The organism is Paenibacillus sp. FSL P4-0176, from assembly GCF_037975265.1.
Lineage (GTDB): Bacteria > Bacillota > Bacilli > Paenibacillales > Paenibacillaceae > Paenibacillus > Paenibacillus amylolyticus.
Genome location: NZ_CP150242.1, coordinates 3976524 through 3988749, shown reverse-complemented (window position 1 = coordinate 3988749; position 12226 = coordinate 3976524). Strand labels below are relative to the sequence as shown.

Below are 12226 nucleotides of genomic sequence, written 5' to 3'. Positions count from 1 at the left end.
CTCTTCCCGTGCACAGCAAACAAATCACAACTCTGATGTTATGTTATATTACAAAATTGCGTAAATATTGTTGTCGCGACATTGAACGGCACTTAGAATGAAGAACAATAATCCACAACAGACCGGAGGTTCTAACATGAGCGACTTAATTAAACTTGTTAACAACTGGTCTATCACACAGTTTGTGCATACGTTTGGGGGCTTATTTGAGGAATCACCATGGGTGGCTGAGCGAGCCGGGCTTTTACGACCTTTTGATTCATTTGAACAGATGATGAAAGTGATGAAAAACGTGGTTCAGGCATCGGATGACCAGGTGAAGTTGCAGTTGCTTCGAAATCACCCGGATCTTGGAGCGCGAATCAGCATGAGCAGCAACTCCGTTCAGGAGCAGGCTGGTGCAGGGCTGGATTCACTTTCACAGGAACAATTCAACGAAATTCAACAATTAAACAAAGTATATACAAGCCAATTTGGCTTTCCATTCATATTGGCCGTTAAAGGCCATACCGCAAGTTCCGTCCTCGAATCCATGCGGCAACGTCATCGCCGAGGCAGGGAAGAAGAATTCGAGACTGCAATGAAGGAAGTATTCAAAATTGCGGGCATTCGTTTGGAGCAGTGGCTTGCACAGATCGGTCATGAACATGAGTTCGTGAGCAAGCCAGCCACAGTGCAGCAGCGGACGATGTATTACGGTAAAGGGGATGTGTGGATGTACCGTTCCTACGCCAAACCGTTGACGGGTATCCAGTCCATTCCGGAATCTCCTTTTATGGGACGCAGCAATATTCTGTTTGGATTGAACATCAAGGTGGCTGTGCAGGGGGATGAATTCTTGCCTTCTTTTGCAGAAGGGGATAATTCGCTGGTGGTCGCAACCGATTCGATGAAAAATTTCATTCTCAAACATGCAGCGGATTACACAGGAGCGACGGTGGAAGGATTTCTTGCGCTGGTAAGTCGGCGTTTCCTGGAGACGTATCCGCAGATGAGCAAGGTTCAGATGACAGCGGACCAGATTCCGTTTGAAGATATACCCATTGGATTAGAAGGAAGTTATCGACCGAGTGCGCTCGTATTTCGTTATTCGCAGAATGATCGGGCGACAGCTGCTGTGGAAGCAGAACGATCAGGAGACTCGATTGAACTCAGCAACCATTTCAGTGGTGTAGCCGATCTGAGACTGATCAAGGTCAAAGGCAGTGAATTTGCCGGATTCATGCAGGATGAATATACCACTCTTCCAGAGACATGGGATCGACCGTTATTTATTTTTCTGAACATCAATTGGCGTTATGAAGATCCGAGAGATGGCATGGACGATCAGCGTGGACGGTATGTAGCGGCGGAACAGGTCAGAGATTTGGCTGCTGCGGTATTTCATGAGTGTCGATCCGCTTCCATTCAACATCTGATCTACCAGATTGGACGAAGGTTGTTAAGTCGATTCGAGCAACTGAGTGAGGTTTCATTTGAGTCCAACAACCGGACATGGGAGACAGTGCTGGAGGAAGTGAACGAGGGGGAAGGCAAAGTGTTTACCGAGCCGAGACCGCCATATGGATTCCAGGGTTTCTCGATGACAAGGGATGATCTGGGAACAGACGGCCGTGACTCCGGGAAAGCAGGTGACGTCTAATGGCGCTGTCTGATGGACGAATTACAACTCATGTGCTGGATACATCCAAAGGCGTGCCTGCTGCGGGTGTTCGGATCGAGCTGTATACCCTGAAGAGGGATGGGGAGCAGGAAAGCAAGACAAAAGTGGCTGAGTCGGTGACCAATGCGGATGGACGTTTGGATGCACCGCTGTTGGATGGTGGCAAGTTGGAGCCAGCCATATATGAGCTTCAATTCCATGTCGAGAGTTATTACGCACAGCGTTCGTTGGAGGAGCTAGGCCAGGCATTATGGACGATTGTTCCGATTCGTTTTGCCGTATCTGATGGCTTAAGCCATTACCATATTCCATTATTGATTGCTCCAGGAGGTTACAGTACATACCGGGGAAGCTGAACATGCACACATCCGGTTCTGATTCAGGGGGAGGGTCATCCACATGACAACATTTGATACCATCATCCGGGGGGCCCGGGTGGTGCTGAGAGATCGGGTAGAGCAACTGGATATTGGCATAACTGGTGAAAAAATAACGGAACTATCCACGCGGCTGACCGCTGGTGAAGCGACTTGCATCATAGAAGCTGAGGGGCTTACAGTGATGCCGGGTGTCGTGGACATTCATGTACACTTCAATGAACCCGGACTCGCCAGTTGGGAGGGATTTCGATCGGGTTCGGCAGCCCTTGCCGCAGGGGGAATCACGACCTATGTCGATATGCCGCTTAACGGTGTACCACCAACCACAAGGCCGGAAGCATGGGAGATGAAAATGAAAGCAGCGGCAGACCAATCCTATGTTGATTATGCCTTCTGGGGAGGTTTGGTTCCCGGCAATCGTGAGGAACTTGCGCCACTGGCAGGGTTGGGTGCTGCCGGATTCAAGGCATTTATGTCTGAGCCGGGAGGCGAAGGGGAAGACATCTTAGCCAGAGCCGATGACCACACGCTATTGGACGGAATGCATGAAATTGCAACATTAAAACGTGTGTTGGCACTTCATGCAGAAGACGAAAGCATGGTTGCCGAACTCGGCGCGAAAAGCATTGCAGATGGAAAGACTGATCCGATGGACTATGTCCGGTCACGTCCTGTGGAAGCCGAAATCGTCGCGGTTGCGCGAGCGTTGAAATACGGTGAACAGACCGGGTGTGCACTGCATTTTGTGCATATTAGCACCCGGGAAGCACTGGACTTGATTGCAGCGGCTAAACGGCGTGGGCAAGACGTCACTTCGGAGACATGCCCTCATTATCTGACGCTGACCGATCAGGATGTGATCCGATTGGGTGCTGTGGCAAAATGCGCTCCACCGCTTCGTAGCTCTTCCGAGCAGGAGCAGTTATGGGATGCACTGACGTCAGGATTAATTGATGTTATTGCCTCAGACCACTCTCCATGTCCGCCATCCATGAAACAATCCGATAACTTTTTTGAAATATGGGGCGGTATATCCGGGGCGCAAAGCACATTGCTGATCATGCTGGAGGACGGACATCTTCAGCGTAATATCAACCTCCCGTTGCTCGGAAGAGTGCTCTCCCTTCAGCCTGCCAGAAGGCTTGGGCTGGAGAACAAAGGAGAGATTGCAATTGGCAAAGACGCAGATCTGGTCCTGATTGACTGGGAGAAAAGCACAACCCTGAACACGGAGGATCTTCATTATACGCATAAACAGAGCCCTTATGTAGGACGTACATTTAACTGTCAGATTGCAGACGTATTTTGCCGTGGGCAACGGGTATATAACTCGGAATCCGGATTATCTCCTGTGCCTCTCGGGCAACACATTGTGGCTTACTCTTCTAGTCCCATCGAAGCGGGAATGGAGGAGACGCCATGACAGAATCTGGAGTATACCGGTCATCCGGTACCAATAATGCACCTCTTCCTTTGCCGGATGTGGAACAGGTGGAGCTGCAAGCCATGCTTGACTGGCTGTCGACATATGGCGCGGATGCACAGGACGGCGTTACAAGACTGTTGTATGACTCGGCTTGGTGTGAAGCACAAGGTGCCCTTGCAGCCAAAATGCAGGAGAAAGGATTGTCTCCCGAATTTGACCAGTCCGGTAATCTGTATGGCACACTCAAGAGTGAGGGTAAGGAATCAGCGACTGGTGCTGAAGAATTACCGATTGTGACCGGATCACATATTGATACGGTGGTTTATGGCGGCAAATATGATGGTGCTTACGGTGTGGTGGCGGGAGTCCTGGCATTGGAGTATTTGCAGAAGCATTTCGGAGCACCGAAGCACACACTTCAAGTGGTATCGTTATGCGAAGAAGAAGGAAGTCGATTCCCTTTTGCGTATTGGGGTTCACGCAGTATAACAGGCATAACGGCTCTGGAAGACGTAGAACATTTGAAGGATCAAGACGGCGTTACCTTTGCACAAGCGATCCGGGATGCAGGCTTTGGGCCCGATAGTGCATATAGACCCGCCGCGAAAAATTACGGTGCCTTTATTGAGCTTCATATTGAGCAAGGTCAGGTTCTGGAACGTCTCGGACATTCGATTGGAGTTGTATCCGATATCGTAGGTCAGAAGCGGTTCAGTATTACCGTCAGCGGAGAAGCGAATCATGCGGGAACAACGCCGATGTCCTGGCGCAAGGACGCACTTGCCGGAGCAGCCGAGATGATTGCTGTGGTAAGGAGTATCGCATTAGATGTCGGAGAACCACTCGTAGCCACGGTTGGGCGAATCACGGCCGATCCGGGTGTTGGGAATGTGGTTGCAGCACGGGCGGTGTTTTCACTGGATATCCGCCATATCCGGCAGGAGAGTATTGATCGCTGCTGGCAGGATATGCTTCAAGCTTTTAGTCGGATTGCAGCCGAGCAGCAGCTTGGACTGGACTGGGAAGAACATCTGTCGGTGACACCCATTCCTATGAATGCGAAGATGATCTCGGACATTCAAGATATCTGTGAGCAGGAGCAATTGTCCTATTGGCCAATGCCAAGCGGGGCGGGACATGATTCGCAGATTTTTCAGCCGGCTTGTCCGACGGCCATGATCTTTGTGCCGAGCCAGGACGGTATTAGTCATAATCCACTTGAATATACAGCTGAAGCAGACCTGATTCACGGTTTTCAGGTTCTGGTCCGGCTACTCTATAAATACGGTTACGGGAGTTGAATGCAGATGTCCAACTATAAAGAGTTATCTCCGTCCTTGCGGACCATTATGACCCCGGGACCCGTTGAGGTTGATCCGCGTGTGCTAAGAGCATTATCCTTTCCGATCCTGGGGCAGTTTGACCCGGAGTTCACATCCTTGATGAACGAGACAATGGCGATGCTGCGAGAGCTGTATATGACAGATAACGAGTGGTGTTATCCAGTTGATGGTACATCCCGTTCAGGGATAGAAGCTGTGTTGGTCAGCCTAATTCAGCCCGGTGACAAAGTTCTCGTTCCGATCTACGGGCGATTCGGACATCTGCTGGTTGAAATCTCGGAACGTTGCGGTGCAGAGGTTGTCTTTTTTGAAACGGAATGGGGAACGGTATTTGATCCGGAAGAGGTGATCAAGGCGATCCATACCCATAAACCAAGTCTGGTTGCAATGGTTCACGGTGAGACTTCCACCGGTCAGATGCAGCCCCTTGCCGAGATTGGCAAAGCCTGTCGCGACCTTGATATTTTACTCGTTGTAGATGCTGTAGCAACCATTGGTGGGACTCCGGTAGAGACGGATGCCTGGCATCTGGATGCGGTAATGGGTGGTACGCAGAAATGCCTGTCTGTTCCTTCAGGGATGGCACCTCTCACATACAACAGTCGAGTGGAGCAGAAACTGATGAGCCGCAAAACAGTTGAACGCGGACTGCGAGATGCAACCAGTGCGAGGGCAGAAGGCCGCACGATTGCCAGCAATTATTTTGACCTGAGCCAATTGCAGGATTACTGGAGTTCAGCACGGTTGAACCACCATACAGAAGCTACCTCCATGCTCTACGGTCTTCACGAAGGATTACGTATTCTGCTGCAAGAAGGATTGGAGGCAAGGTTCCAGAGACATCTGGTGAATGAACGTGCGTTGGTTGCTGGAATTCAGGGAATGGGACTACAGTTGTATGGGGATATGTCCAGTAAACTTCCGGTGGTCACTTGTATCACGATTCCGGAGGGGATCGATGGTGAGTCGGTGCGCAGCATGTTACTGAACGATTTCAGCATTGAGATTGCCAGTTCATTTGGACCGTTGAAAGGGCAGATCTGGCGGATCGGTACAATGGGATTCAGCTGCCAACGCAAGAACGTACTTCATGTGCTGGGAGCGCTGGAAGCTGTTCTTCTCCGTCATCGTCACGTATTACCAGCCGGTGAAGCGGTGCAGGCCGCATTGGATGTGTATGCAGGGAAGGAGGGTGCCTTATGTTAAATCAGATGCCAATCTCCAGAGAGGTTATGGTCACCTCTCCTCATTATCTGGCAAGTGTAGTGGGAAGCTCCATCCTCCAGCAGGGCGGGAATGCTTATGATGCCGCTGTTGCGGTCAGTGCAGCTCTGGGTGTGGTATATCCGCATATGACCGGACTTGGCGGGGATGCCTTCTTCCTGATTCATGACGGAGCCAGCGGTGAGATTACCGCCTATAACGGAAGTGGCCGCTCAGCCGCAGGCATTCATGCGGATACGTTCAAAGCGATGGGCATGAATGCCATCCCTCAACGTGGTGTGCTTAGTGCCATCACAGTTCCGGGAATGGTGGATGCCTGGTGGGAAGTCTGGTCACGGTACGGTAAGTTACCGTGGGAGCAGTTGCTTGAACCTGCCGCGCAGTATGCGGAAAAAGGATGCCCTGTATCCCGAAATCTCCGCCTGTGGATGGAAAGGGATGAAGATTTCATTATGGGGCATACACCGCTGCGAGCGGTATTTGCGCCTTTGGGTACACTTTTGCAGGAAGGTGAGCTGCTGATCCAGCCTGATCTTGCTGCCTCCATTCGTCTGATTCAGACGGGTGGAAGAGATACTTTTTATACAGGAGAACTCGCGGATCGTCTGACTTCAGCTATTCGTGAGGATGGGGGCATGCTTGCCCCAGCAGACTTTGCAGGCCATCGGGGCGAGTGGGTGAAACCGGTCAGTACGGGGTATCGTGGCTATGAAGTTCATCAGATGCCGCCCAACTCGCAGGGATTCTCGATGCTGATGATGTTAAATATGCTGGAGCATACGGATCTGTCCTCTGTAGCACGTACCTCACCGGAATTCTATCATCTGATGGCGGAAGTGGTGAAAAAGGCGTTTCGTGATCGTGATCGTTATCTGACTGACCCGGATTTCAGGGATATTCCGCTGGATCATCTGTTATCCAAGGGTTATGGAGACCAACTGTGGAATGAGATTCAGTCTGCTCCACCTGTGGCACAGCCGTTTCTGTCCAAAACGATAGGTCAGGACACGGCGTATGCAGCGATTGTCGATAGCGAAGGCAATGCCGTTTCATTCATCCAAAGCCTGTATTTTGACTTCGGTGCAGCGTATGTACCGGGGGATACGGGAGTTATCATGCAGAACCGGGGGTCGTTTTTCTCCTTAGATCCGAGGGATGCCAACGTTCTGGAACCCAACAAACGCTCATTCCACACCCTCATGCCGGGCCTTGTTACACGAGATGGCAAACCTTATATGCTCGTGGGTACACAGGGGGGAGAAGGGCAGCCGCAGACACAATTATCTGTGCTTACCGGAGTGCTTGATTATGGGCTGAACATTCAGGAAGCAATCAGCCTGCCGCGTTGGGTGTATGGACGTACCTGGGGCGAAGAAGGCGATACGATGCGTGTGGAGAACCGATATCACGATGACGTATGTGCAACCCTTGCCCAATGGGGACATAACGTTGAAGCGAGAGCGCCGTGGGACGGCATTATGGGACAGTCGCAAGGCATTGTCATTCGTGAGGACGGCATGATTAGTGGCGCAGCAGACCCTAGAGGTGATGGTATGGCTATTGGGTGGTAACAGCTACATTGGACATTTATAAGTTCAACTAGATATTTACACGATAACAGCGATCGGAAGGTTAGTCTGTCATTGGAGTGAGAGTGTAAATATGTATGAGTTGTAATATATAGACAGACACAGATAGGGGAGATTGGCATGGGAACGATCCTGCTGAAGGGTGCACAGCTTGTGACGATGAATGCAGAAGAGGAAGTGTTCATTGGAGATCTGTTGATCGAGGATAATAAAATCAAGGAGATTGCAATGCACATCGACATGCAAGCTGACCAAGTCATTGATGCTCGTGGTAAAGTGCTGTTGCCAGGTTTCATCCAGACGCATATTCATCTGTGTCAGACCTTGTTCCGTGGACGTGCGGATGATCTGGAACTGATGGATTGGCTCCGTCAACGTATCTGGCCGCTGGAAGCAGCGCATGATGAGGAGTCCGTGTATTATTCGGCAATGCTTGGACTCGGCGAATTGATCTCCAGCGGAACCACGACCATTCTGGATATGGAGACGGTACATCACACGGACTCGGCGTTTCAGGCGATGGCACAGAGCGGCATCCGGGTCATCTCTGGCAAAGTGATGATGGATCATGGAGACGAAGTTCCGGAACCCCTGCGTGAGGATACAGCAACTTCGCTACAACAGAGTGTGGATCTGCTGGAGAAATGGAACGGGTTTGGCGGAGGTCGCATTCAGTATGCTTTCTGTCCACGCTTCGTTGTATCGTGTACCGAAGAATTGCTGGTAGAGGTGCGCGACCTGTCGAATAAATATCATGTCAAAGTCCACACCCATGCCTCCGAGAATCGCGGAGAGATTGAACTGGTAGAACACGAACGCGGAATGCGTAACATCGTATACCTCGATCATATCGGTCTGGCGACCCCCAGATTGGTACTGGCACACTGTGTATGGCTGAGTGAGGAAGAGAAGGAGATCATCCGCAAACGTGGTGTCAAAGTCACTCACTGTCCTGGATCAAATATGAAACTTTCCTCCGGGGTAGCGGATATTCCGGATCTGCTGAATCGTCAGATCGCGGTTGGGATCGGGGCTGATGGTGCCGCGTGCAACAACAATCTGGATATGTTTCAGGAAATGCGCCTCACGGCCCTGATGCAGAAGATCCCTCATGGCCCAACGGTGATGGATGCTCGGACCGTATTACGCATGGCTACCATGGGCGGTGCAGAGGTGCTTGGCTTGTCGAAGGAAATTGGCAGTCTCGAAGTGGGCAAAAAGGCAGATATGCTGCTGCTGGATCTGGATGATTTCCACACGTACCCTTCCTATGAGACGGATGTCTATTCCCGCGTAGTGTATTCCGCAACACGTAGCTGTGTGGATACCGTTATTATTGACGGAAGTATCGTGCTCAAGAATCGTAAGATTCAGACGATTGATCGTAGCATTGTGCTGCGTGAGTCGGATAAGAGTATTGCAAGATTGATGAAACGTATCTGATCGAAGGAAGCTTATGCAATTCCAGAAAGGATGGAGACCGCTATGGAAATGCATGATCTGTGTGCAATTGCAGCCCGTGAAACGCGCTGCGTGCTCGCAACAGCGATTAAGGTAGAGGGTCATGCTTACCGTAAGCAGGGAGTCTCTATGCTGTTGACTGAGGATGGCAAAATGGTTGGCAGTATCAGTCCGGGATGTCTGGAGAGTGATCTTCAGGCCCGGGTGAGCCATGTGCTGGATACGAAGCAGATGGAATTCGCGGAATACGACATGCGTCCCGAGGATGATCTGTCCTGGGGTGAGACGATTGGCTGCGGCGGACTCGTTGTTGTGTTGCTTGAACCCGTGTGTGGTGAACTCCGATATACGTTGCAGAAGATGCAAGAGTGTTTTCAATCCGGCGCTGCAACAGCGTTAACCCGAACGTTCCAAGATGGTTACACAAGGGTTCGATATGGCTGGAGACGGATTGAACCAACGGGTCCCCGGCGCCAGCCAATCTTGCGTCCTTCGCTCGTCCCACCTCATGATCGCGTGACGAACAATAATCCAGCTTCATTGCAGGTTGATGTACAACACAGCAGTGGGAATATCAAGCATGAACATACGGCATCAAAACAATATTCTCCCGACATACCTCGCCTTACGCTTGTGCCTGAAGTGGTACCTGTTTTGTCAAACGAATCTCACTCTTCCCATCTATCCGGTGATTCACAACATATCTCTGAGTCTGATGCTGAAATAGCGACAAACAACACGGTTTCAACGAATCCCTGGGACCTCCCGCAGCAACTCACTTCGCTGTACACGCCTAAACCTCGCCTGATTATCATCGGAGCCGGGAATGATGTTATTCCTGTTGCCAGACTCGCCCAATCCGCAGGATTCCGAGTAGTTGTAGCCGATTGGCGAGAGTCCTTATGCACCTCGGAACGATTCCCTGAAGCTGAACTGGTAATGGGTTTCCCACGTGAGATTATGCCTTTGTTAAACGTAAACAACGGAGATTATTTGATTTTAATGAGTCACAATTTCCCCCGCGAACGTGAACTGTTGGAGATGGTAGTGGACTGTGAGTACGCGTATCTTGGCATCATGGGTTCCAAAACACGAACAGCCCGTCTGCTGGATGGCTTACCACCGTTGAAATATGTGCATTCTCCCGTTGGTTTGAGCATCGGAGCAGACGGTCCCGAACAGATCGCCATCAGCATTGCAGCGGAATTGATCGCATGTAAACATAAGGTTTCTTCCTTGAGTTCTGAGGTGCAGAGGGGGAGCGTTGCACATGCGAATGACGGGCATAGTTCTGGCAGCTGGTAAGAGTCGTCGCCTTGGTCGGGATAAACTCTCGGTTGTCATGCCTGACGGAAGGTCACTGGCTGCATGGTCATTGGAAGCTGCGTTGAATTCGGAGCTAGATCAAGTGGTCTGTGTGGTCAAACCGGAAGATTCGCTGGCATGGCTACCTGTAAAATGGTTTGATTCTGCTACCTATGCCTACCATCCGACAGCGAGACTTCGAATTGTGGTCTGTGCTGACTATGCCTGCGGCATGGCCAATTCTCTTCATTCTGGCGTATTGTCGGCCATGCAGTACAAACCGGAGGGCATTCTCATGTTACTGGGTGATCAGCCTTTATTAAAAACGCAGGATATTAATCGGGTGACTACAGAACTGGCTACCCACAAGTTATGTGACTATGTCGCAGCTACCGACGGTGAGGGAGGCAAGCCGCCCGTTGCTTTTCGCTCCCATATGTTCGGCCCTCTGTTGTCCTTGCATGGAGATGATGGGGCACGCAAGATTATGCGCAGCGCTAACTATTCAGGTGTACATGTGCCACTGTCTGAGACTAGTTTCTGGGATGCGGATACAGAACCGGAACTGGAACGCATTCTGAGTCATGTATATGAATCACAGCAGACAGACTAAATAACAGGAGAAGATTATTAACTATGTATAATTTAATTACATGATCAGGTCAGCCAGGCAGTCTGGTTGGCCTATTTGTCTTCTTTTCAAGTATGGTGAAAGAGAGCCAATGTTAGCTTTCGATAGATCATGATGCATCAAGCACAAATAGAACGCAGGTTTTATACATTTATCCAAAACGATGTAAAGGTAATTGACGTTGCTGCTGAACTCTCATATGATTTGAAGAATTATTTGGATCAGACGGTTGAATTTCCTGCCCAAGGAAGAGAGAGAAAGGGGATGCAGCGATGGTACTACCAGCATACGGTTCTGGAGCATTGCCATCGGTATGGCAGCCTGAGAACCTGCAAGAACTGCAAACGTTGAGAAGTAGACTCAAGGGGATATGTTGTTTCTCGGCAGGTGGAACATTGCTACGAACCCAGTGGGAGGGTGGCTTGGTTCCAGTGCCTGAACACATGATTAGTCTGGCTCGTATTCCAGGAATGAGCGGTATATCTATTCGTGGAGATGAGATGGTCATTGGCGCGATGACCCGATTAAAGGAATGTGCTGCACAAGCGTTGCTGCATCAACTGCCGATCCTGCAAGAAGCGGTGAATGCAATTGCTGCTCCTTCCATTCGAAATGTGGCAACCATTGGCGGGAACATTGTGTCCGGAGTAGGGGATACGCTGCCTGCTTTGCTTGTATATGATGCGGAGCTGCACTGGTTGACGGACAACGGCATTGAGATCCGCAGTGTGTCATCCTGGCTTCGAGGTGGACGGGATGGAAGTCGGAATCCAGGTGATGTGTTGATTTCCATTCATATCCCGATGAGACCGTCATCTCTGCTTGATGTGGACAGTGAGCAGAGACATGCAGCACGAGAAGTTTCCTTTTACCGCAAGCTGGGTCGACGGGAGACGTTCAGTGCTTCGCTGGTGACGGTTGCGTTATACGGTGAGATTGATTTGGATAACCGCTGGACCAAGATTGCGATTGCAGCTGGTGGAGGCTCAGGCATGGCGATGCGACTTCTGGATTCGGAACGACAGCTTCTTGGTAGCGAAGCTACTGTTATGCAAGCGGCGACTCTTGCAGCTGCCGTGGCTAGCGAATTTACGACTTATGGCGATGCATTTGCAACAGAACATTATCGCAAACAGACCGCGGGCAACATGCTTGGCGCCGGGCTATGGGAAGAACTTCACGAATAGAAGACTTCGATCAAGCA

At 50.6% G+C, this 12226-nt stretch carries 10 protein-coding genes; all 10 read left to right on the top strand.

Annotated elements, in window-relative coordinates; translation table 11 throughout:
• Nucleotides 1-136 precede the first annotated feature (136 nt).
• The 10 genes from pucL to MKY95_RS17910 all read left to right on the top strand — a co-directional run bounded on the left by pucL (nucleotide 137) and on the right by MKY95_RS17910 (nucleotide 12209).
• Nucleotides 137-1642, top strand: coding sequence for a factor-independent urate hydroxylase (pucL, locus tag MKY95_RS17955; protein WP_076250336.1), 1506 nt, complete (start codon nucleotides 137-139; stop codon nucleotides 1640-1642).
• Complete coding sequence (gene uraH, locus MKY95_RS17950) at nucleotides 1642-2019, top strand: hydroxyisourate hydrolase (protein WP_076250339.1); 378 nt, start codon at nucleotides 1642-1644, stop codon at nucleotides 2017-2019. The genes pucL and uraH overlap by 1 nt, the downstream gene beginning before the upstream one ends.
• Before the next feature lie 43 nt (nucleotides 2020-2062).
• Entirely contained in the window at nucleotides 2063-3466 is a 1404-nt protein-coding gene (allB, locus tag MKY95_RS17945; protein ID WP_339193661.1) for an allantoinase AllB, read from the top strand.
• On the top strand, nucleotides 3463-4770 hold the full coding sequence (locus tag MKY95_RS17940) for a Zn-dependent hydrolase (RefSeq protein ID WP_076328575.1): 1308 nt from the start codon (nucleotides 3463-3465) through the stop codon (nucleotides 4768-4770). The genes allB and MKY95_RS17940 overlap by 4 nt, the downstream gene beginning before the upstream one ends.
• A gap of 6 nt (nucleotides 4771-4776) precedes the next feature.
• On the top strand, nucleotides 4777-6018 hold the full coding sequence (locus tag MKY95_RS17935) for an alanine--glyoxylate aminotransferase family protein (RefSeq protein ID WP_076250345.1): 1242 nt from the start codon (nucleotides 4777-4779) through the stop codon (nucleotides 6016-6018).
• Nucleotides 6012-7607 carry a gamma-glutamyltransferase gene (ggt, locus tag MKY95_RS17930; protein WP_339193660.1) on the top strand — a complete coding sequence of 532 codons (1596 nt, stop codon included), beginning with the start codon at nucleotides 6012-6014 and terminating at the stop codon, nucleotides 7605-7607. Before MKY95_RS17935 ends, ggt begins: the two co-directional genes overlap by 7 nt.
• Nucleotides 7608-7745: 138 nt before the next feature.
• Complete coding sequence (locus tag MKY95_RS17925; protein WP_339193658.1) at nucleotides 7746-9068, top strand: 5'-deoxyadenosine deaminase; 1323 nt, start codon at nucleotides 7746-7748, stop codon at nucleotides 9066-9068.
• A gap of 30 nt (nucleotides 9069-9098) precedes the next feature.
• Nucleotides 9099-10391, top strand: a complete 1293-nt coding sequence (locus tag MKY95_RS17920; protein ID WP_339193654.1) for an XdhC family protein — start codon at nucleotides 9099-9101, stop codon at nucleotides 10389-10391.
• Complete coding sequence (locus MKY95_RS17915) at nucleotides 10357-11004, top strand: nucleotidyltransferase family protein (RefSeq protein ID WP_339193651.1); 648 nt, start codon at nucleotides 10357-10359, stop codon at nucleotides 11002-11004. Before MKY95_RS17920 ends, MKY95_RS17915 begins: the two co-directional genes overlap by 35 nt.
• 290 nt (nucleotides 11005-11294) lie before the next feature.
• On the top strand, nucleotides 11295-12209 hold the full coding sequence (locus MKY95_RS17910; protein ID WP_339193649.1) for an FAD binding domain-containing protein: 915 nt from the start codon (nucleotides 11295-11297) through the stop codon (nucleotides 12207-12209).
• Nucleotides 12210-12226 lie beyond the last annotated feature (17 nt).

What these genes read in the sequence shown, in the direction of transcription:
- MKY95_RS17925 (WP_339193658.1), top strand. Translation starts at nt 7,746, where the DNA reads ATGGGAACGATCCTGCTGAAGGGTGCACAGCTTGTGACGATGAATGCA.
- MKY95_RS17920 (WP_339193654.1), top strand. Translation starts at nt 9,099, where the DNA reads ATGGAGACCGCTATGGAAATGCATGATCTGTGTGCAATTGCAGCCCGT.
- uraH (WP_076250339.1), top strand. Translation starts at nt 1,642, where the DNA reads ATGGCGCTGTCTGATGGACGAATTACAACTCATGTGCTGGATACATCC.
- MKY95_RS17940 (WP_076328575.1), top strand. Translation starts at nt 3,463, where the DNA reads ATGACAGAATCTGGAGTATACCGGTCATCCGGTACCAATAATGCACCT.
- MKY95_RS17935 (WP_076250345.1), top strand. Translation starts at nt 4,777, where the DNA reads ATGTCCAACTATAAAGAGTTATCTCCGTCCTTGCGGACCATTATGACC.
- MKY95_RS17915 (WP_339193651.1), top strand. Translation starts at nt 10,357, where the DNA reads ATGCGAATGACGGGCATAGTTCTGGCAGCTGGTAAGAGTCGTCGCCTT.
- MKY95_RS17910 (WP_339193649.1), top strand. Translation starts at nt 11,295, where the DNA reads ATGGTACTACCAGCATACGGTTCTGGAGCATTGCCATCGGTATGGCAG.
- allB (WP_339193661.1), top strand. Translation starts at nt 2,063, where the DNA reads ATGACAACATTTGATACCATCATCCGGGGGGCCCGGGTGGTGCTGAGA.
- ggt (WP_339193660.1), top strand. Translation starts at nt 6,012, where the DNA reads ATGTTAAATCAGATGCCAATCTCCAGAGAGGTTATGGTCACCTCTCCT.
- pucL (WP_076250336.1), top strand. Translation starts at nt 137, where the DNA reads ATGAGCGACTTAATTAAACTTGTTAACAACTGGTCTATCACACAGTTT.